The organism is Kushneria konosiri, assembly GCF_002155145.1.
In the GTDB taxonomy this organism is placed as follows: Bacteria; Pseudomonadota; Gammaproteobacteria; order Pseudomonadales; family Halomonadaceae; genus Kushneria; species Kushneria konosiri.
Map to the genome: position 1 here is coordinate 1066616 of NZ_CP021323.1, position 22167 is coordinate 1088782.

The window sequence follows — 22167 nt, forward strand, 5'->3', positions numbered from 1 at the left end:
CATCCCACCTGATGCTCGAGGCACCCTCTGCTGCATCCATTACAACCATTACAACCATCAGGAGTGCTGTCCTGCATGCGTCTCATTGGCCGCCTGTTCACCCATATTGCCGTTCGCTATCTACCGGACGCCTTTGTCTTTTTGTTTTTCCTGACGCTTGCGGTGCTGGGACTCGGCATCTTCTGGGGCGACGGCCACGAGCCACGTCAGGTGCTGGATTACTGGGGCAACGGGTTTTTCAGCATCTATGAATTTACCTGTCAGATCATTCTGGTGCTGGTCAGTGGCTACGCCCTGGCCCATACCCGGCCGGTACGGCGCGCCCTGATCAAATTGACCCACCTGCCACGCACCGAAGTTCAGGTGATTGTGGCCACCACGCTGATCGCCATGCTCTGCAGCTGGATCTCCTGGGGCTTCGGGCTGGTCGCCGGCGGGCTGGTGGCTCGCGAAATGGGCATTGTCCATCGTGGACGCGTGCACTACCCGCTGGTGGTGGCGGCGGCCTACTCCGGATTTATCGTCTGGCATGGCGGCTATGGCGGTTCGATCCCCACGGTCATTGCCAATCCGGGCCACTTTCTGGAAGCCGAAATGGGCATCATTCCGGTATCGCAGACGGTCTTTTCAATCGGCAATCTGGCCATTTTGGCGGCCATGGTGCTGGTCGTGCCGGCCGTTCTGGTGTCGATGAGACCGCGCGCCGATGAACCCCGTACCAGCTTGCCGGAGGGTGAGCAAAGCGATGACATGACGACCGCCCCCCTGCCCGAGCGCTCACACATGACCCCGGCCCTGCGCCTTGAATATTCCCGGCTGATCCCGCTGACACTCGGTGTGATCGCCCTGCTGTGGCTGGCAGATCACTTCATCACCGGCGGCGGCGTCAACATCAATACCGTCATTCTGGGCTTTTTTGCCCTGGGGCTTTTGTTTTCCCGCCACACCCGGGAATACATTACCTTTTGTACCGGTGGGTCGCGTACGGCCTACGGCATCATCATGCAGTTTCCCTTCTACGCCGCCATGATGGGGGTGATCAGCGGCACGGGTATGGCCACCGATATCGGCAGCGCGCTGGTCTCGATTGCCAGCAGCGAGTCGCTGCCGTTTTATTCGTTTTTAAGCGCGGGGTTGATCAACTTCTTCATTCCGGCAGGGGGCGGTCAGTGGATCATGCAGGGGCCGATCGTGATCGATGCCGCCCGGCAACTGGATGCCGATATGGCCAATGTGGCCATGGCGGTGGCCTGGGGCGATGCCTGGACCAACATGGTTCAGCCCTTCTGGACGCTGCCACTTCTGGCCATTGCCGGCCTGCAGATCCGCGACATCATGGGCTATACCTCGGTGATCATGCTCGTGACCGGCGTCGTGCTGGGTGTGGCGATGTTTCTGATCTGACCGGCCGCGAGCGAACGACCTCGCCCCGATGTAGTCAGACCCGGGGAGGATCGCCGGAGACAGGGAGACAACATGCGGGCAGCGTCAGGTAGAAAGGGCGTAACGCTGATGATCACGGCCGTGCTGGGTCTGCTGGCCGGCCCTGCCACGGCCGACGCCCCATCGGCGTCGGCGGCCATCGATGAATCGATGGCGCTTGAGGTGGCCCACACCCTCAAGGCGGCCGCCGAGGCCCCAATCGTGCGCACCGATCATGGTCTGCTGCGTGGCGAGCGCAACCAGGGCTTTTCGGCCTATCGCGGCATCCCCTTCGCGGCCCCGCCAGTAGGCGAGAACCGCTGGCGACCGCCACAACCGGTCCCGGCCTGGCAGGGGGTACGCGAGGCCACACGCTTTGGCCGCGACTGCATGCAAAAGCCGCTGTCGAGCAGCGCCTCGCCCGGCGATGAGCGCCCCGATGAAGACTGTCTCTATCTCAACGTCTGGCAGCCCGACGGCGCGCGCGCCGAGACTGGCGAGCGCGACAGCACCGAAAGGACAGCCGCCGAACCCGATGACGGGGGGCGGCCGGTGGTGGTCTGGCTCTATGGTGGGGCCTACGTCAATGGTGGTGCTTCATCCAGAGCCTATGACGGCGAAAGCTTTGCCCGCGACGGCGTGCTCTATGTCAGCTTCAACTATCGGCTGGGCCGCTTTGGCTTTTTCGCTCATCCGGCGCTGGACGGCGAAGACGACGAGGGCACCCCGCAGGGCAACTACGCCTTCATGGATCAGATTCGGGCGCTTGAATGGGTCAAAGACAACATCAGAGATTTCGGTGGCGACCCGAATCAGATCACAGTGGTCGGCGAATCTGCCGGCGGCAACTCGATTCTCAACCTGATGGCAAGCCCTGTCACGGAAGGTCTTTTTCAGCGCGCCGTGGTGATGTCCGGTGGCGGGCGCGGGCTGCGCGCCATACGTCATGACCTGCAGACAGATCACCCCGACAACCCCTCGGCCAGGACCTTCGGCCAGCGCTTTGCAAGGCGCTACGGTATCGAGGGCAGTGACGAGAGCGCACGCCAGGCGCTGCGTGATCTACCCGCCGAGGCCATCACCGGGGACCTCAACATGAGCATGATGTATACCCCCAACCGCGAGCGCGACACCTTTGCCGGCGGTCCGGTGCGCGACGGCAAACTGCTTGTTGATGAAACCCAGAACCGTTTCAGACAGCAAAAGCAGCGACAGATACCGCTGCTGATCGGCTCGACCAGCATGGATCTGGGCCGTTTTGACGCCGCCTCGAAGACCGAGCTGTTCGAGAGTTTCGGGGATAACGCCGATCGCATGCGTGCGCTTTATGACCCTGGCGGCAATGCCAATCTGAAAACGCTGGCCAAGGAGATCGGTCGTGATCGCACCATGACCGAGCCTGCCCGCTTCATCGCCGATGAGATGTTCGCGGCCGGTCAGCCGGTATGGCGCTATCGCTTCTCTCATGTGGCAGCGCCAAAACGCGCCGACTGGTCCGGCGCGCCGCATGCCACCGACATTCCCTATCTCTTTGACCGTCTGGAAGAGGCCTACGGCAGCGCAATTGATGATGCTGACCGCACCACGGCCACGGCCTTTCATCGCTACGTGGTCAACTTTGCCCTGACCGGTGACCCCAATGGCGAGGGGCTGCCTCAGTGGCCGCAGCACGACCCGCAGCAGGAAAAGCTGGTGGACTTCACCCAGAATGATGGGCCACAGGTGATGCGAGACCCCTGGTGGGAACGGCTGGACATGATCGAAGGCCGCTGGCTGGCCTCGCGCGACGCCGAGCCGGAGGATAACGAGTAACGGGAGCATCACGTCGACGTGGTCTATCCTGAGCGCTTGAATCAACGCAAATGGAACACCGCATGCAACGCTGGTTGAAAGGACTGCTGACACTGGGACTGCTGGCCACGCCCCTCTGGGTCTGGGCTCAGGCTTCCTCCTCCCATCCGCCGGTGACCCGGGTGGCCATCGATACCGGTACCCTGCGCGGCAGCAGCACATCCGGCGTGACGGCCTTCAAGGGTATCCCCTATGCGGCAGCGCCCACGGGAGAGAACCGCTGGCGGCCCCCGCAGCCGGTGCCGCCGTGGCAGGGCATGCGCGATGCCACCGCCTTTGGCCCGGACTGCATGCAGCGTCCTGATCCGAGCGATGCCGCCCCGCTGGGGGTAACTCCTTCCGAGGACTGTCTCTACCTCAATGTCTGGGCGCCCTCGAGTGCCATCCCCGACCCTCGGGCGGACCGTGCCATGAACAACCATCCGGTGCTGGTATGGATTCACGGCGGTGGCTACGTCAACGGCGGTACTTCGGCGCCGGTCTATGACGGCAGCGCCTTCGCCCGGGACGGCGTGATTCTGGTCAGCCTCAACTATCGGCTGGGCCGCTTCGGCTTTTTTGCTCATCCGGCCCTGAGCCGCGAGTCATCAGGCCAGCCGCTGGGCAATTACGCCATCATGGATCAGCTGGCCGCCCTGAGATGGGTCCAGCGCAATATTGACGCCTTCGGCGGCGATGCCGGTAACGTTACGATCATGGGCGAATCGGCCGGTGGCGCATCGGTGCTGGATCTGACCGGCACACCCGCCGCCCATGGGCTTTTTCAACGTGCCGTGGTGATGTCCGGCGGCGGTCGGGCACTGATGGGCCCGATGCCCGAACTCTCGGATCACCAGGGCGATCAGCCTTCGGCCGAGAGGATCGGCGAGAACTTCGCGCATCGTCACGGCATTACGGGTGCGGGCAGCGACGCGCTCGCCGCGCTCAGGGCGTTACCCGCCGATCAGGTGGTCGACGGTCTCAACATGCAGAGTCTCATGGCGCCGCAGGAAGGTCCGCGCACCTGGACCGGCGGTCCGATTCGCGATGGCGAACTGGTCTCCGGCCCGCCCGAAGGCATCTACAGGGCCGGCCTTCAGCAGCATGTCCCGATGATGATCGGTACGACCGATGCCGACCTGGGCTTCAGCGCTGCCAAAAGCATGGAGGCACTGTTCGCGCCCTTTGGCGAAGATGCCGAGCAGGCTCGAACCCTTTATGACCCGACAGGCAGTGACGACGTCCAGCGGGTCGGCTGGCGCGTGGGGATGGATCGGATGATGACCGAGCCGGCACGCTTTGTGGCCAATCAGGTCGCGGCCAGCGGTGAGCCGGTATGGCGCTATCGCTTCTCGCACGTGGCTCTCGAAGCGCGAGATGACTGGCCCGGTGCCGTACACGCCAGTGAACTGCCCTATCTTTTCCGTACGCTTGACGCACGCTACGACCGGCTGGACGACAGTGACCGCGCTACGGCCTGGCAGCTTCATCGCTACGTGGTCAACTTCGCCCGGGACGGTAACCCCAACACCGGCGGTGCCCCCATGTGGCCGCTGCATACGCCACTGTCCAATCTGATGATGGACTTCACTCAACATCAGGGGCCGGTGGCCCGTCAGGACCCGTGGCAGACGCGACTGGATCTGATTGAACGCCACTTCACTCCAGCCCTCGGTCATTGACTCAACAGGCATAGGCAGGTCGCCAGAGACGAGACCTTGAAGGGATACAACTTTGGTAACATCGAGTAACAAAAAGATCAAGAAAGTAACACAGGGGTCGATATAGGCGATGAACATCTTCTGGATTCGCCATCATGAAACTGGATCGCTTTTACGCACAGGCTAATGAACAGGACCACCTGCTTCAGGATGAATTTGCTCATGAAGCCTTCGAGACCGCGCTGTCTTCCTGTCAGAAGCTCGAGCAGGGCTACAAAAACATGATTCAGCGCGAAGAACATCTGCGTCTGGCCTGGCAAAACACTCCCGAGGACCTGCGTGTGCTTTTACAGGGCACCGCGCTCGGGCAACTGCTGGCAAATCTTTAATCTTTTATGTTTTCATTCCTTCCCGTCTAGCAATAAAACGCCAGGCATCGCACAATCCTGCATACACGACGATAGTCTTAAATGTCATGATCGCCTCCCCTGCCGACCTGGCTCCATGTCGGCAGTCCACCTTCGAAAAAGCAGCTCCATGAACAAGGCACTCATTAATACCGCCTGGATCTTAGGCGAAAAAGTCATGTTTGCGCTGGCCGGCATTTTTATCACGGTGTATGTCGCCCGCTATCTGGGTCCCAGCGAGTTCGGTTTGATCAGCCTGGCGCTGGCCATCGTGGCCCTGATTACGCCGCTGGTGAAGCTTGGCAGTGAAAGCGTTATTTTTAATCGACTGGCCTACAATCAGGAAAGCGGACTGCTTTTGATAGGCGCCTCAAAACGGGTACGTTTTATAAACTTTCTGGTGATTAATACCATTATAACGGCGGGGGCTTTTTTTTATTTTGACACTCTCCACAAAATGCTGGTATTTACCATCATTATCTGGGGCAGTTATTTCATAACAACAGAAATTTATAGCGTCTTCTTCAATGCAACCTTGAGTTCAAAATTCAATACCATTGCACAAAATGGTTCTCTGGCCGCTGCTGTCGTTCTGAAGTTAATTTTTATACATGCAGGTGCCACCGTTGCCTTTTTTGCCGCTGCCAACATTATTCAATGGTTCCTTTCCTGGGTTATAAAGCGCTATTTTTTCAACAAGCAAATAAAACTCAATCTTCAGGCCGCAAGACGGCGTAGTCGTCGTCATGCACGTCATCTACTCCATGCGGGTTTACCGCTTGCCATTTCCAGTCTGTCCATTGCGCTCTACACACGTACAGACCAGGTCATGCTGGGTGCCATGCTTGATGAAACTCATGTTGGCTGGTATAGCGCCGCCCTGACACTGGCTCAAGGTTGGCTAATGTTTCCGGTCGCCTTGATGACATCATGGATGGTTGGAATCAACGAAGCCGCCAGAAACAACAATATTCCTTTTTTTGAACGCCGTATTAAAAACATGTTTCTCGTCGTTTTCTTTATGGCGCTCTTACCAGCACTGGTCATGGGTGTCTTTCGAGACCCTATCATTGCTCTGGTATATGGTGATAGTTATACGCCTGCGGGCAACATATTGGCCATTACTGCCATTTCTTCAGTTTTTTCAGCCTATGGCACGGCAGCCTATCGTGTTATTACGGTGATGGGGGGCTACGGATTCCTGTTGAAGAAAATGCTTTTTGTCAGCTTACTCAATGTTGTACTCAATTATATATTGATCCCTCGATATGGAATGATTGGGGCGGCGCTGGCAACACTGACAGCTGAAATTCTTTCCGCACTGATACTTAATGCCTTTTATCAAAAAGGAAGGGTGCTAAGGCTTCAGGTAACGGCTTTCCTGCCCAGAAAAGCAATGGCCTGATGAAGAGGCGCCATGGCACATTTTTGACAACGAAATCTGCATCCGGCAGCTCTGATCTTAAAACCCATATGGGATATCAAATTAAAGATGTATTGAACAATCAGTCATCTTTTTCTCGCAGGTACTGACAGGCCCCCGGACAGCGTGCTGTCCGGGGGCCTTTTTGATGGCACATCTTCTGTTATCTTCACTCGCTTGTGATCACACCGTCAAACGCATCGACACCCGAGCGCGATCGGCATAAGGTTTTTGTCCGGGCATATTTTTTTCGACAACAACATTTTGACCAGGAACCCTCATGACGGCCTTCGAGTCCTATCCCAGCGCCGAGCAGCTCCGCCAGTGGCGCCACGATTTTCATCGCCATCCCGAGATCGCCTTTGAAGAGCAGCGCACCAGTGCGCGCATCGCCGAGTTGCTGCGCGAGGCCGGCATCGAGGTACATACCGGCCTGGCCGGCACCGGGGTGGTGGGCACGATCGAGGGCGCGCGTGGTCCGGGGCGCACCATTGGCCTGCGCGCCGATATCGACGCGCTCGCCATCGAGGAGGCCACCGAGCTTGAATGGGCGTCCACCATTTCCGGGCGCATGCATGCCTGCGGTCATGATGGCCACACGACCATGCTGCTGGGGGCGGCCTGGGCACTGGCGCGCAACCCTGACTTTGCAGGCCGCGTGCACCTTATCTTTCAGCCCGCCGAGGAGAACGAGGGCGGCGCCCGGGTCATGATCGAGCAGGGGCTGTTTGAGCTTTTCCCGATGGACGCCGTCTACGGCCTGCACAACTGGCCCGGCATGCCGGTCGGCGAGGCGGCCGTCCACAGCGGCCCTTCGATGGCAGCCTTTGATGTCTTTACCCTGCGGCTGTCCGGTCGAGGCTGTCACGCGGCCATGCCACACATGGGCGATGACCTCATTTTAGCGGGCTGCGAGCTCGTCACCCGTCTTCAGGGGCTGATCAGCCGCGAGCGACCGGCGCATCAGCCGGCCGTGCTGAGCGTGACCCAGTTTCATGGCGGCGATGCCTTCAATGTCATGCCGGGCACGATAGAGCTGCGTGGCACCCTGCGCTGTTTCGACCCCGCGCTTCGCGAACATCTTGAAGAGCGCTTTCGCGAGGCCGTTCAGGCGGACGCCGATTTCCACGGCCTGAGCGCCGAGCTTGATTATCAGTCGCGCTATCCGGCCACCATCAACGACGCCGAACAGGCCGGGCGCTGCGCCGAGGTGCTGGAAAGCATGCCCGAGATTCGAAAGCTCCATTACGATCTGCCGCCCTGCATGGCGTCTGAAGACTTTGCCTTCATGCTGGAGCAGTGTCCGGGGGCCTACATCTGGATGGGCAATGGCGACAGCGCCGCCCTTCATAACCCCGCCTATGACTTCAATGATGACCTGGCACCGATTGGCGTGGCCTGGTGGCTGGCGCTGACAAGCCACCTGCTGGGGCAGTCAGACCCGGGGGCAGCACGCTATCGCCGCAGTTGAAGCTCAAAAAAGGCCTTAATTGCGGTTTTAATCAGACACTCCTGTTGCATAATCCGGATTATCCTTTGATGACGTCTGTATGCCCTGTCGTGACAGCGACAGACGCCGACTTCTACCTCCTTGATCCCGATATCACCATGGCCGAACCACGAGCGCCTGCCAGCGCCCTCACAATGGACAGTGATGCGCTTTATCGACAGCTGGTCCAGAACATTACCGACTACGCGATCTACATGCTTGACCCTGAAGGCACCATCCTGAGCTGGAATGAAGGTGCCCGATACTTCAAGGGTTACTGCGCCGAGGAGATCTTGGGCCAGAATTTCAGCTGCTTCTACATGCCGGAAGAGCGCAGCTCCGGTCTGCCCATGCAGGGGCTGGCCGCCGCACGCCGGAACGGTCGTCACGAAGCCGAGGGCTGGCGCCTTCGCAAGGATGGCAGCGCCTTCTGGGCCAGCGTGGTGATCGATGCAATTCACGATAATGATCGACTGATCGGCTTTGCCAAGATTACTCGCGATATCACGGAAAAGCGCGCACAGCAGCAGCAGGTACTCAAGGCACGTGATACCGCACAACAGCAGTCGCTTGAGTTAAGTGGGCTCTATGCCTTTTTGAACACCGTCCTTCACAATATCCCGACCAGGGTACTGGTCGAGGACGAAGCCGACGGGCGGCTGTTGCTGTGCAACCATGATGCTCGTGGGTCGCGAGAAGACGCCCAAACGATGATGACCCATCTGGCCAACGACACCCTGCTGGCACGGATCAGGTCAGAACTGTCACAACAGCACGCCGGCTCTTCCAGCGAGCTTCGCCTCAAGCTGGAAACGCCGGAGGGGATCTGTCGCCTCAAGTGCCTGACACTTGCCATCATGGACGATGGACGGGCCACGGGGCAGCGACTTTATCTGATTGATGACATCACCGAAGAGCACACTGCTCAGGCCACCATTCGCCACATGGCCCATCACGATGCCCTGACCAACCTGCCCAACCGGCTGCTGTTCGGTGAGCGTACCCAGAGCCTGCTGGAGACACTCGAACCGCATCTTGATCAGGTCGGCATGCTGCTGTTGGACATGGACAACTTCAAGACCATCAACGACGTGCTGGGCCATCAGGTCGGTGACGAGCTCCTGTGCCAGATGGCTGCAAGGCTGCGCCAGCATCTGCATCATGGCGAAACCCTGGCACGCATCGGCGGTGATGAATTTGCCCTGCTGGTGCCCGAGGCCCGTGATGACAACGCACTGGCCGATCTGGCACACACCCTGGCCATCAGTGCCCGCATTCCCTTTCAGCTCAGCGAACACCGGGTGCAGACCGGCATCAGTCTGGGCGGCGTACGCGCCTCAAGAGATATCGACAGCTTCGAGCAGCTGATGCGCTGCGCAGATCTGGCCCTTTATGAAGCCAAGCGTCAGGGCAAGGGCCGCTACGAAACCTTTCATCCTGAACTGGCCGAACTGGCACGTGAGCGTCTTGATCTGGAAAACGATCTTCGCAATGCCCTGGCACAACAAGAACTCTTTCTGCTTTATCAGCCCATTTATGACATCAGCGGGGCCCACAATACCGGTTTTGAAGCACTGATGCGCTGGCGCCATCCGGTGCGGGGTATCGTGTCACCGCTTGAATTCATTCCGATTGCCGAAAACAGCGGCCTGATCCTGGAGATCGGTGCCTGGGCGCTGGTCGAGGCCTGTCGCGAGGCCAGCCACTGGCCGGATGATCAGCGCATATCGGTCAATCTGTCGCCGGCACAGTTCGGCCGTCAGGCACTGGTCGAAGACGTTGCCAATGCTCTGGCCGTCACGGGCATCCATCCTTCCAGGCTGGATCTTGAGATCACCGAGTCGATTCTGCTGGATGCCAGTCAGCACAACATCGACATTCTGCATCAGCTCAAGGCGCTGGGCGTGCGCATCGTGCTGGATGACTTCGGCACCGGCTATTCATCGCTGCACTATCTACGATCCTTCCCGTTTGACCGGATCAAGATCGATCAGAGCTTCATCCGCGAGATGTGCGACAGCCGTGAAGCACTGGCCATCGTTCGCGCCGTGACCGGCATGGGTAAAAGCCTCGAGATCGAAGTCACCGCCGAAGGCGTCGAGCGCCCGGAGCAGATGGCCCTGCTGCAGCAGGAAGGCTGCTCGCATCTACAGGGCTTTCTGCTCGGCCGTCCGGGGCTGGCCACTGACATCCTGTCTCAAACCGCCGACGCGCTCGAGTTCAGGTCGCCGCACGCTGCGAGCTGATCAGACGCCGGCGCTGGCCCTGTTGATCCAGCAGCCGGCCGGCCACCTCTGCCAGCGGCGTCATCTGATGACAGATCATGGCCAGCTGGGAATGCACCAGCCGGCGAGCGTCTTCGACCTCTTCCGGTAATTGCTCGAGAAAGGCCACCATCGATTCGGGCGGCGGTGACAGCGTCCCGACGGCCTGACGCCGCGCCAGCGCACGGGCAATGGTCGAGAGATAGCCGCTGATGGCTTCAAACACCATTTCCAGCTCCTGAACATCCAGACGCTCACTGACGCTGCGCCGATGCGCGCCCAGCGCCGAAAGATGGCCCAGGATGCTGTGCGTAATCACCAGCAGCCGATAGCCCTCGTCGGCGTCATGGCGGTACTGCCCCGGCTCCTGCATGACACTGGCCAGGCGAGAGGAGAGGGCCGCATCGGCGTTATGGGCATTGCGTCTGGCCAGCCGATAGGCCAGATCATCCCGTTTGCCGCTGCGATACTGACGCACGATCTCGCGAAAATAGGCTTCGCTGGCCGTGACTACTGATGCCGCTTCTCGATTGAGCCGCCGTCCCTGCCAGTCCGGCAGGATCAAGAGCACCGCCAGAGCCGCAAGGCCCGCCCCGAGCAGCGTATCGAACAGCCGCGGCCAGATCAGATCAAACCCGTCGCCAACCTGATTGAAGCAGGCCAGCACCATCAGCGTGATGGCCGCCGTGGCCACCATGTAATGCCGGATACGGGCGGCAAAAAAAAGCACCCCGGCCAGCACCGCAATCAGGGCCTGAGCGGCGTCCCAGGGAAAGAGTGTGATCAGTGCCCAACCGGCCACCAGTCCAAGCACGGTGCCGGTAATGCGCTGACGCAAAAAGCGATGGGTGGCGCCAAAGCTTGGCCGACAGACAAACAGGGTGGTCAGAAGAATCCAGTAGCCCTGGGTCGGATGAATCAGGCGCAGCAGCAGATAGCCGGCCACCAGCGCCGAGGAAAGGCGCAGGGCATGACGAAAGATCGGGGATGAGGTGCGCAGATGCCCGCGCAGCCGCTGCCAGCCGTCACGCAGACCGCTCGGTGAGCGGTCCAGCAGGTTGCGATCATGTGCATCAAGAGCAAGCTCTGGATTATCGGCGCGGGTGAGCTGGCGCTCCAGCTCGCCCAGATTGATGGCCAGTGACGTCAACGAGCGCAGCAGCCGATGGTTCTGTCGGGCATCTCCCCCGGGCGGATGCTGCTTGAGATACTCGATGGACGCGCGCAGATCGCTCAGCGCCTGCTCGCTTTCGCCATGATCGAACGACTGGCGCAGCAACAGCGCCTCGCCCAGCGCCCGGCAGGCCTGCCCCTGTTGATGTAAAAGCCGCTGACAGCGAAACAGCACGTCGCTGTGAAAGAAGTGCTCGGCCAGTGCCGAATAGTCATAGTGGGTCGAACTGGCCCGCTCGTGGATGTCCTGAGCAATCAGATAAAGCCTCAGATAGCGGTCGATGCGCGCGCTGTTGTGCTGCCCCTGAAGCCGCGAAAAGATCATCTCCTTGGCCTCGTTGAGCGCACTGACCACTCGCCCGTTCTGTCGCGCCAGCGCCAGCCGACGAGCGCTGCGATCCACCCCGCGCAGCGGCTCGAACAGCGACGCCTTGATGGCGAGATACTCCCCGAGCTCCGTCATCAGCGCGGCCAGACTCTGACGTACCGGCTGGTGGGTGAACAGCGCCTGCCAGGCAATCGACAATATCCCGTACCAGGCGGCCCCGGCGATCAGCAGCAGCGGGCCATGCCAGATATTGTCCGGCACTGCGCCGCCGCGCTGCTCGATATTGATCATGGTATAGACCGAGAGGATCAGCGTGGCCGTCGTGATGGTGGCGTAGCGCTGGCCGATGGCGCCCAGCATGATCATCAAGAAGGTGGCCAGCCCCAGCCCGATCCCGAACAGCCACGGGTGGGCAAAGGTCAGCTCCACGGCAAGCGAGGCGATGGCAAAACAGACCAGCGTGACCAGAAGCGCCCGCAGTCGCCCCTGCCAGCTGTCATCGGTCTCGGCCAGGGCGCTTGCGATAACCCCCAGAAACAGCGGGATCATCTGCTCGATGTGGCCCAAAAGCCCGCTCCAGAGCATGACGCCGGTCAGCGCGATAAACACGCGCAGACTGTAGGCAAAGGCATCCAGCGCCCAGAGGCGGCGCAGTGAATGGGTCAGGCGATCTAGCATGGGCGCTGGCATCCACGGGTGACAGGAAAGCGGAGCGCACCGGGCGCCCCGCGACAGCGCGAACATAACAGAAAGGCGATAGAGACGACATCGTCACCCGGATCAGGGCGGCGAGGCACCGGCCGGGAAAAAGGACGGGCGGTCTTACGCGTTCCGACCGAACACCTGACGCAGGTGCGCCCGATACTCGCTCTGGTAGCGCTCGATCTCTGGATTCTTGATGACATCAGTGGCCAGGAAGGTCGGCAGTGCTTCAAGACCGAGAAACTGCTGCGCCTTGTGGAAGGGAAAATAGACGTTATCTACACCGCGGCCTTCAAAGAAGTCTTCGGGATCGTCAAAAGCCATCCGTGGCGCGTTCCAGGTCAGTGACAGCATATAGCGTCGCCCCTGTAACAGACCGCCACTGCCATAGCGTTTGCTGGCGTCATGGCGACTGCGCCCATCACTTGCATAGAGCTTTCCATGGCCGTGGGTAAAGACCTCATCGATGTAGCGTTTGAGGGTCCATGGTGCGCCCATCCACCAGCCCGGCATTTGATAAATGATGGCGTCGGCCCACAAAAACCGTTCAACCTCCTGCTGTACGTCATAATCGTCCTCAAGGCAGGTGGTCACCACGTCATGCCCCAGCTCTGACAGCTCGCCCACGGCCAGCTCATGCAGCGTGGCGTTCAACTGCCCTTTCGAATGCGCGTACGCCTTGCCCGCGTTGATCGATAAAATCCTGCCCATGACATGCTCCGTTCATATGAGATCCAGTGCGATGTCCGTATTGTCGCCTGCCCCATAGGCCCGAAAAATGGGAAAAACCGGGAATCATCCTTGCGCTATAGTCAACAATCCAAATCCTTTGCCACAGCCCTGTCATCGCCATGAACGTGACCCTGGAAGAACTGGCCGCCTTTATCGCGGTCGTCGATACCGGCTCAATCACCGCCGCCGCTGAACAGCTCGGTCAGACCACCTCCGGGGTCAGCCGCGCTCTGCAACGGCTGGAGCAGAAGCTTGAGACGACCCTCCTGCGTCGTACCACCCGCCGTCATGAGCTCAGTGATGAAGGGCGCACCTTTTTACATCATGCCCGTACCATCGTGGCCTGCGTTGATGAAGCCGAAGAGGTCATGGCCCTTGGTCGACAGCGCCCGGCCGGGCGGCTTCGCATCAACGCCCCACCCTCCTTCATGCGCCATGTCATTATTCCCCTGATCGGTGAATTTCGACGGACCTGGCCCGGTATTACGCTGGAACTGGACACCAACGACCGCATCATCGACCTGCTCGAGCATCGCACCGATCTGGCCATTCGTATCGGCACGCTCCAGGACTCTTCCCTGCATGCCCGCCCCCTGGGCGTCAGCCGCCTGCGTCTTTTGGCCAGCCCGGACTACCTGGCCCGGCAGGGTCATCCCGAGACGGTCGATGAACTGTCCCATCACACTCTGATGGGCTTCAGCCAGTTGCCACATCTCAACCGCTGGCCACTGCATGATGCCCACGGCGAAGAGCTGGACATCACGCCTGCGCTGTCGGCTTCCAGTGGCGATACCCTGCGCGCTCTGGCCCTGAACGGTCAGGGAATCGTGTGTCTGGCAGATTTCATGACCCGTCAGGACATTGAGCAGGGTCGACTCGTCGAGGTCCTCACTGCCAGGCAACTCGAACGTCACCAGAGTATTCAAGCGGTCTACTACCGTAATACGACGCTCTCCCGTCGCATTCGCCTCTTTCTCGACTTTTTGTCCGAGCGACTCGACGATCGACTGTAGCCATTGGCTGCCGGGCATGAAAAAACCGGCCTCGAAAGGCCGGCAAAGAGAAGTCATGCGATCGTCCCGGGGATTAGAAATCCAGCGTCGCCGAGAGCTTGAAGGTACGCGGCTCACCCTGTAGCAGCGTCTGCGATCCTGTTGTGGCCGCCGATGCCCAGTACTCTTCGTCGGTAACGTTTTCGACATCGGCGCGCCAGATCAGGCTGCCTTCGTTGAACGGCATGGTATAGCGAAGCCCCAGGTCCAGCCGCGTCCATGGATCTACCTTCAGATTGTTGGCCTCGTCCACGTACTGCGAACCGGTGCGGATCACGCGCCCGGTCGCGGTCAGATTCTGTACATCGGGCAGGTCCCACTCGCCGCCCAGCACGTAACGATGGCCCGCCACGCCCGGCGCATCATTGCCATCACTGGCGCCGTCAGTCGTGTCACGCAGTTCGGGGTCCAGCCAGGTCGCGCTGGCGAGCAGACGCACACCTTCCAGAGGTTCGCCGTACAGACTGGCCTCGAGTCCGCGATTGCGCTGCTCGCCGTTATAGCCGGCGGTCTGACTGCCATCGGCATTGGTTTCGATGCTGACCTGAGGCTGTTCGATCTGGAACAGCGCGATACCGCCGCCGATCGAGCCGTAATCAAACTTTGCCCCCACCTCATCCTGTTTGGAGCGGACAATGCCCAGCACGTCACCGGCGTTGGTGACCGTATTCCCCCCACTGGTAAAGGGCGCCGACTCGCCGGCCTGCAGCGCTTCGATATGATTGGCGTACAGCGAGATATTGTCGGTCGCCTTGTAGAGCAGTCCATAAACCGGCGTCACGCGCGACTCTGCAAAGCGGTCAGTCAGCACGCCGTCAGCAGCGCCGTAATTGTTGACCTCGATTTCCTGATAACGCACGCCCAGCGTCAGCAGCAGTCGGTCATCGATAAAGCCCAGCGTATCGGAGAGTGAAACACCGTTGTTATAGACCCGGCCGGTGGTGTTGGGATCATTCAGATTACCGCTCACAAACGGCGAGTCCAGAAGCGCTATATCAGCAGGATCGTAAAGATTGGTCGCGGTACCCGCGAAATTGCCCTCATAAGCCACATCCTTGCGCGAATAGACGCTGGAGTAGCCCAGATTGAGCTGATGCGAGACCGGCCCGGTATCGAGCTCGCCGCGCAGCCCGATCTGGCTGGCCAGCGATTCCGACTGATAGGCCGTATCCAGCTGTGACACGGTGCCGTTACCCTCTTCATCGGCCAGGCTGACGCTGCCGGACAGGGTTCTTTCATGGGTCCGATTGCCGCCCAGCGCCGCATAGCCGGTCCAGTCGTCGTTGAAGTCATGCTCGCCGCGCACCATGGCGAAGGTGGTTTCAAGGCTGGAACGGTTCCAGCCCGGTACATAGTTGGCATCGGCGTCCGGCACGTCGGGCACCGAATTGCCGGTATAGCTGCCCAGGTTCAGGTTGAGCCGATCGCCGTCGATCACGGTTTTCTGATGGCCCAGATCGAACGAGAGTCGATCATCGCCGCCGTCATAATCCAGTCCCAGAAGCGCCAGAGTATTTTCACGCTCGGCATCATCAATGGCCGTATCGCCGCGTCCGCGCTTGAGCACCAGCCGGGCACCGAATTCGTTGGCCTCGCCAAAGCGGCGCCCGACATCCACACCGGAGTCGATATGGCCATCGCTGGTATAGCCGGTCGACAGTCGGTTGATGGGCGTATCGGTGGCGCGTCTGGGCTCGATATTGACCGACCCGCCCACGCCGGTACCGCCGGCCGGGACGCCGTTGGCAAAGGCGCTGGCGCCCTTGAAAAGCTCCACGCGACGGGCAATATCGCTGGCAACGATCTGACGCGGCAGCACGCCATAGAGACCGCCAAAGGAGATGTCGTCGTTGTAGAGATTGAAACCGCGAACCTTGAAGGATTCAGAATAGTTGCCAAAGCCCGTGCCGACCGCGACCGAGGCGTCGTTTTGCAGCACGTCACCGATGGTATCGGCCTGCTGGTTCTCGATCAGCTCATCGGTATAGCTGATGACGTTGAACGGCACGTTCATCGCGTCCTGCTCGCCCAGGATGCCAAGTCGCCCGCCCTGAGCCACCTGCCCTCCGGCATAGGCCGGCGGCGGCGTGTTACCTGCCGTCTCAAGCGCCGTACTGGTCACTGTGATGGTCTCAAGACTGCCATCCTGCCCGGCCGCGTACGTTGCACTCGGTGCAGCCATGCTGCCCACAACAACGCCTGCGACGGCATACATCAGCCGTCGTCCGGCCTCCTGTTCCCTTATCATTGCTCTGAACCCTTTCATTGTTGGTGCCCGTCGCCGGTGACAACGAGGTAATGCGTCAGCCGTCTCCTGCCACCGGTGTCCCTGGTCATCGACTTTACTGCGACAAGGATACCGGTGTTAATAAAGTGCATTTGAAAACTGTTCGCATATCGAACGCAACAGGCATTCACTTAAGCAGACACAAAAAAACCATCCCGAAGGATGGTTTTGAGAGCAGGCGCTGGTAGAGACAGGATCAGTCGATATTGAACAGATCGCGGGTATAGACCTTGTCCTGCACATCCTTGAGCTCGGGCATCATGCGGTTGGCCACAATCACATCGGCCTCGGCCTTGAAGGCCTCGAAGTCCTTGATCACTCTGGAGTTGAAAAACTCATCTTCCGCAAGGCTCGGTTCATAGACGATGACTTCAACGCCCTTGGCCTTGATGCGCTTCATCACGCCCTGCATGGCGCTGGCGCGGAAGTTGTCGGAGCCGCTTTTCATCACCAGACGATAGACGCCAACGACCTTCGGCTGGCGACGCAGGATCGCCTCGGCCACGAAGTCCTTGCGGGTGCGGTTGGCTTCAACGATGGCCTGGATCAGATTGTTGGGCACGTTCTGATAGTTGGCCAGCAGCTGACGGGTGTCCTTGGGCAGGCAGTAACCGCCATAGCCAAAGCTCGGATTGTTGTAGTGGTTACCGATACGCGGGTCGAGGCCGACACCGTCGATGATCTGACGAGCGTCGAGACCGTGGGTCTCGGCGTAGGTATCCAGCTCGTTGAAATAGGCCACACGCATGGCCAGATACGTATTGGAGAAGAGCTTGATCGCCTCGGCTTCGGTGCTGTCCACCAAAAGCGTGGGGATGTCCTGCTTGATTGCGCCCTCTTTCAGCATGTTGGCAAACTGCTCGGCACGCTCGGAACGCTCGCCCACAATGATGCGCGACGGATGCAGGTTGTCATACAGCGCCTTGCCCTCGCGCAGAAACTCCGGCGAGAACATCAGGTTTTTGGTGTTGAAACGCTCGACCGCATCATGGGTATAGCCTACCGGGACGGTGGACTTGATCACCATCACGGCGTCGGGATTGATCGCCATGACGTCATCGATGACCGACTCAACGCTTTTGGTGTTGAAGTAGTTGGTCTGGGGGTCGTAATCGGTGGGCGTGGCGATAATGACAAACGCCGCATCGCGATAAGCCGCTTCCTTGTCCAGTGTGGCAGTGAAATTCAGCGCACGATTGGCCAGAAAATCCGAGATTTCCGCATCCTCGATGGGCGACTGCCCCTGATTCAGGCGCTCGACCTTCTCGGGCACGATATCGACCGCGACCACTTCATGATGCTGCGCCAGCAGCATGGCGTTGGAAAGGCCCACATAGCCTGTGCCTGCAACTGCAATTTTCACTTGAACTGTCCTTTCGTCAAAAATGTGCTTTACCGACCTTCACCGGACCCTTTGGCCATTCCGATGACAGCGCCCTCACGGGACCGTGTCGTGACTGCTACCCACCATCATACTCGACCCGCCCGGAGAATCGCTTGGCACAAACGCTACTTTTCATCCCTGTACAACGCCGGTCAAAGCGCAGGGCCAGCGCAAGGCTGGCCCCATGGTAACGCGCTTTCGTATCCGTGATCAGTCAACACGGCCTACCATTCGGCAAAGCTGCCGTCCTTGTGGCGCCAGATGGGATTGCGCCAGCGATGGCCGATCCCGGCGCGCTCGCGCACGTAACCCTCGTTGACCTCGACGCCCAGCCCCGGCCCCTGCGGGATTTTGACGTAGCCGTCCTCATAGGCAAACACTTCCGGATTTTTGACGTAATCCAGCAGGTCATTGCCCTGGTTGTAGTGAATGCCCAAGCTCTGTTCCTGGATGAAGGCGTTATAGCAGTTGGCATCAAGCTGCAGGTTGGCGGCGAGTGCGATCGGGCCCAGCGGGCAGTGCAGGGCGAGCGCCACATCGTAGGCCTCGGCCATGTTGGCGATCTTGCGCGTCTCGGTGATGCCGCCGGAGTGGGACGGGTCGGGCTGAATGATATCGACGTACCCCCCGGCCAGAATCTGCTTGAAGTCCCAGCGCGAGAAAAGCCGCTCACCCAGCGCAATCGGGATGTTCGACAGCGGCGCGATCTCCTTCAACGCCTCGGCGTTTTCACTGAGTACCGGCTCTTCGACGAACATCAGTCGATAGGGCTCGAGCTCCTTCATCAGCACCTTGGCCATCGGCTTGTGCACGCGGCCGTGAAAATCCACGCCGATACCGAAGTTCGGACCGACCGCATCCCGAATCGCCGCCACGTTGGCAATGACCCCATCGACCTTGTCGAAGGTGTCGATGAACTGCATCTCTTCACTGGCGTTCATCTTGATGGCCGTGAAGCCGTCGTCCATGCGCTCTTTCGCCATGCGCGCGGTATCGCCCGGGCGATCCCCCCCGATCCAGGAGTAGACGCGAATGCGATCACGCACGGCCCCGCCCAGAAGCTCATGGGCCGGCACACCCAGCACCTTGCCCTTGATGTCCCACAGCGCCTGATCGATCCCGGCCAGTGCGCTCATGTGGATGGCGCCGCCGCGATAGAAGCCGCCGCGATACATCACCGTCCAGTGATCCTCGATATGGCGCGGGTCCTTGCCGATCAGATAGTCGGCGAGCTCCTCCACCGCGGCCGCCACGGTGTGAGCGCGACCTTCGACCACCGGCTCGCCCCAGCCGACAAACCCCTCGTCGGTCTCGATTTTCAGAAAGCACCAGCGCGGCGGCACAATGAAGGTTTCCAGTCGGGTAATTTTCATGACAGTACTCGGCAGTTTCCGGTCTTGAGTGGGTCAGAAGGAAGTCATTCGTGTCGGATCAGCGCTTGAGCGCCTGCCACGCATCTGCGAAGGCGCGGGCGTTACGGCCCACCTCTTCCGCACTCATGCCGGGCTTGTAGAGCGCCGAGCCCAGCCCGAAGCCGCCGGCACCGGCATCAACGAATGCCTGCATGTTGTCAGGCGTAATGCCCCCGACCGGCAACAGCGCTACTTCAGGGGGCAACACGGCCCGCCAGGCCTTGATGACCTTCGGCCCCAGTTGCTCGGCCGGGAACATCTTGAGCACATCGGCGCCGGCATTGAGCGCGGCAAAGGCCTCGGTCGGCGTGGCCACGCCCGGCGCACTGACCAGCCCTGCGGCCTTGGTAGACTGAACGACGCGCGGGTCGCCGTGGGGCGAGACGATCAGCTTGCCGCCGGCATGCGCCACGTCACGCACCTGCTGAACACGAGTGACCGTGCCGGCACCGATCAGGCACCTGTCACCCAGAAGCCGATCCAGCCGCACGATGCTCTCCAGCGGTTCGGGCGAGTTGAGCGGCACTTCCATGATGCGAAAGCCCGCGTCATAAAGCGCCTGACCGATGGGCTCGATCTCGTGTTGCGTGACGCCGCGTAAAATCGCGATGAGCGGCAGGGTCTGCAGGTGCTCATTCAACATGGTCTGCTCCTTTGTAAGCATAAAGCGTCAGAATCTTCAGACGGGCTCGATCAGGCCGGCATGACGGGCAATGGTCATCAATCCGCTGATGCTGGCATCACTGATGGTCTGAACGTCGGCGTAGTCAAAATACGACAGCGCCCGGGTATAGCGCTGACACAGGGCATCATCACCGATCAGGGCAAGCTTCAAACGGGACTGCGCCTCCAGTGCCACGGTCGCGCTGCGGACTTCTTCACCGATCAAGAGCCCGGAGAGATAGGCCAGACTCGCCGCGGGCGAGAGCTCATCGGCCAGTACGCGGCTGCGCACGCTGAAAAGCTGCCCGGAAAGTCCGGCGCTTCCAGCGTCACGGGCGTTGGCAAGCCCTTCATCAAAGGCCGCAAGGCTTGCCGCCTGGCTGGCGTCTTCCTGACACTCGCGCGCCGGACGCCCCAGAATCGAATGCTCGCGCAGCACCGCGTAGAGCTCACCGGTCATGTGGGTGGTAAAGCCCGTCAGACGTTCATGCTCGATTCGCGCCCACTTGCTGTGGGTGCCGGGCATCACCAGCAGCGAGGCCTGTGCCAGTTCCGGCTGATGCGCCATCACGCCAATCAACTGGGTCTCCTCGCCACGCATGACGTTGGGCAGCGCACCGGTGGTGGCGTCGCTATGCTGCATGACCCCCGGCACCAGCGAGAGTCGGTCAATGCCGGTCTCGATCTCGATCAGCCCGTTGGCGATGGCACCGGCATCGACGGGGGCGGCCACATAGGGCACTTCCTGCCAGCCGCCGCGGCTGCCGATCATGCCGCAGGCCAGCGCCGGAAGCTCTGGATGCGTCTCGCGCCAGGGCCCGACCACGGTCTGATAGGCCCGGGCAAAGTCGCCTTCCGGTGTCTGCAGGATGCCCCAGGGCTCGTGACGCTGATCCAGAATCTGCCCGCGTTCATCGAGCAGCCAGGCACGCAGCGTGGAAGTCCCCCAGTCGAGCGCGATCAGGCGCGCAGAGGTGTCAGTCATGAAAGGCTCCCGCGGATAAAGAAAGGGAAGAGTCAGGGTGAATGCCGGGCCGGGCGATCCGGTTCGAGAGCTGCGCGGCAGCATCGCGGACCCTGGGAGCCAGCTCGGTCAGACGCTCATCCGACATCCAGGGTGTGGCGCTGGCAATGCTGATCGCGGCGACGATCGTGCCACGTGCGTCGCGCACCGGCGCGGCCACGCAGCGAATGCCACGCTCGTTGTCCTCAAGATCCAGCACGATGCCCGTGCCTTGATAATCAAGCAGCCGCGTTCGGTACTCGGGCCAGGCCGGCGGCACCAGTGGCGCAAGCCCGGCCACCGGCGCCTCGTTCTGGCGTGTCTGGTGATCACGGGCGAGCGTGTAAAGCCGCTGCCACTGGGTCTCATCGAGATCGAGCATCAGCGCCCGGCCGACACCGGTCAGCGCCAGCGGCAGGCGAAGCCCGGGACGCGAGCGCATCTCCAGCCCGCGCGAGCCGCGAATCTTGTCGAGATAGACCACGTCGTCGCCGTCGCGAATTCCCAGGTGCACGCTGTCGCCGCAATCGCGGGCCAGCGCCTCGATGATCGGACGGGCCAGCGTCACCAGCGGCATCTGCTCGCGGGCGCGGGTGCCGAGCGTGGCCAGCTTGATGCCAAGCTGATAGCCATGGGCATCCTGGCGCAGATAGCCGGCATGCATCAGCGCCGACACCAGTCGATGTGTGGTGCTGCGCGTGCACTGGATACGCTCGCCGATGGCGGCCAGGTCGTGATGCCCCTCCGCGACGGCATCAAGCACCGCCAGCCCGCGCATCAGGGCCTGCGCGCCGGCCGGCCGGGTAGAAAGAGAGGTTGTCATGAGCCTGAGTGTACGCCTGAATCGGCCATATCCCAATATGCGAACGTAAATCCCATATTATGGGATCAGGCTTGTGATACGAAGGTCTCGATCCTGTACTAAGGTCACAGGA

At 60.5% G+C, this 22167-nt stretch carries 16 protein-coding genes; 8 read left to right on the forward strand and 8 right to left on the reverse strand.

The window, feature by feature from the left end:
• Positions 1-75: 75 nt before the first annotated feature.
• The 7 genes from B9G99_RS05015 (at position 76) to B9G99_RS05045 (ending at position 10478) form a co-directional block, all read left to right on the forward strand.
• Positions 76-1404 (forward strand): short-chain fatty acid transporter, encoded by a 1329-nt coding sequence (locus tag B9G99_RS05015; protein ID WP_086621017.1) that lies wholly within the window; start codon positions 76-78, stop codon positions 1402-1404.
• Positions 1405-1476: 72 nt separating this feature from the next.
• A complete protein-coding gene (locus B9G99_RS05020) occupies positions 1477-3234 on the forward strand; it encodes a carboxylesterase/lipase family protein (RefSeq protein WP_086621018.1) in 1758 nt (585 codons plus the stop codon).
• 62 nt (positions 3235-3296) lie between these two features.
• The gene (locus tag B9G99_RS05025) at positions 3297-4934 is read left to right on the forward strand and encodes a carboxylesterase/lipase family protein (protein ID WP_086621019.1); all 1638 of its coding nucleotides are present in this window, start codon (positions 3297-3299) and stop codon (positions 4932-4934) included.
• A gap of 134 nt (positions 4935-5068) precedes the next feature.
• Positions 5069-5302, forward strand: a complete 234-nt coding sequence (locus B9G99_RS05030; protein ID WP_086621020.1) for a hypothetical protein — start codon at positions 5069-5071, stop codon at positions 5300-5302.
• Between the two features lie 148 nt (positions 5303-5450).
• A complete protein-coding gene (locus tag B9G99_RS05035) occupies positions 5451-6725 on the forward strand; it encodes a flippase (protein WP_158521446.1) in 1275 nt (424 codons plus the stop codon).
• Between the two features lie 298 nt (positions 6726-7023).
• Positions 7024-8214, forward strand: coding sequence for a M20 aminoacylase family protein (locus B9G99_RS05040; RefSeq protein ID WP_086621022.1), 1191 nt, complete (start codon positions 7024-7026; stop codon positions 8212-8214).
• Between the two features lie 68 nt (positions 8215-8282).
• Positions 8283-10478 carry a sensor domain-containing protein gene (locus tag B9G99_RS05045; protein ID WP_169712216.1) on the forward strand — a complete coding sequence of 732 codons (2196 nt, stop codon included), beginning with the start codon at positions 8283-8285 and terminating at the stop codon, positions 10476-10478.
• On the opposite strand, the gene yccS is transcribed toward B9G99_RS05045, so the two are convergent.
• Both yccS and B9G99_RS05055 read right to left on the reverse strand, forming a co-directional pair.
• On the reverse strand, positions 10453-12675 hold the full coding sequence (yccS, locus tag B9G99_RS05050; RefSeq protein WP_086621024.1) for a YccS family putative transporter: 2223 nt from the start codon (positions 12673-12675) through the stop codon (positions 10453-10455). The genes B9G99_RS05045 and yccS overlap by 26 nt on opposite strands.
• Positions 12676-12819: 144 nt before the next feature.
• On the reverse strand, positions 12820-13410 hold the full coding sequence (locus tag B9G99_RS05055; RefSeq protein WP_086621025.1) for an NAD(P)H-dependent oxidoreductase: 591 nt from the start codon (positions 13408-13410) through the stop codon (positions 12820-12822).
• 140 nt (positions 13411-13550) lie between these two features.
• Between B9G99_RS05055 and B9G99_RS05060 the strand changes: the two genes are divergently transcribed.
• Positions 13551-14444 carry a LysR family transcriptional regulator gene (locus tag B9G99_RS05060; RefSeq protein WP_086621026.1) on the forward strand — a complete coding sequence of 298 codons (894 nt, stop codon included), beginning with the start codon at positions 13551-13553 and terminating at the stop codon, positions 14442-14444.
• A 73-nt stretch (positions 14445-14517) separates the two neighbouring features.
• Here the strand turns inward: B9G99_RS05060 and B9G99_RS05065 are convergent, their stop codons facing one another.
• The 6 genes from B9G99_RS05065 to B9G99_RS05090 all read right to left on the reverse strand — a co-directional run bounded on the left by B9G99_RS05065 (position 14518) and on the right by B9G99_RS05090 (position 22055).
• Complete coding sequence (locus B9G99_RS05065) at positions 14518-16731, reverse strand: TonB-dependent receptor (protein ID WP_227875937.1); 2214 nt, start codon at positions 16729-16731, stop codon at positions 14518-14520.
• 235 nt (positions 16732-16966) lie between these two features.
• Complete coding sequence (locus B9G99_RS05070) at positions 16967-18133, reverse strand: nucleotide sugar dehydrogenase (protein ID WP_086621028.1); 1167 nt, start codon at positions 18131-18133, stop codon at positions 16967-16969.
• Between the two features lie 245 nt (positions 18134-18378).
• Positions 18379-19527 carry a galactonate dehydratase gene (gene dgoD, locus B9G99_RS05075; RefSeq protein WP_086621029.1) on the reverse strand — a complete coding sequence of 383 codons (1149 nt, stop codon included), beginning with the start codon at positions 19525-19527 and terminating at the stop codon, positions 18379-18381.
• A gap of 58 nt (positions 19528-19585) precedes the next feature.
• Positions 19586-20209 carry a 2-dehydro-3-deoxy-6-phosphogalactonate aldolase gene (locus tag B9G99_RS05080; RefSeq protein WP_086621030.1) on the reverse strand — a complete coding sequence of 208 codons (624 nt, stop codon included), beginning with the start codon at positions 20207-20209 and terminating at the stop codon, positions 19586-19588.
• Positions 20210-20245: 36 nt separating this feature from the next.
• Positions 20246-21214, reverse strand: a complete 969-nt coding sequence (locus B9G99_RS05085; protein ID WP_086621031.1) for a 2-dehydro-3-deoxygalactonokinase — start codon at positions 21212-21214, stop codon at positions 20246-20248.
• Positions 21207-22055, reverse strand: a complete 849-nt coding sequence (locus B9G99_RS05090) for an IclR family transcriptional regulator (RefSeq protein ID WP_086621032.1) — start codon at positions 22053-22055, stop codon at positions 21207-21209. The genes B9G99_RS05085 and B9G99_RS05090 overlap by 8 nt, the downstream gene beginning before the upstream one ends.
• Positions 22056-22167: the final 112 nt, after the last annotated feature.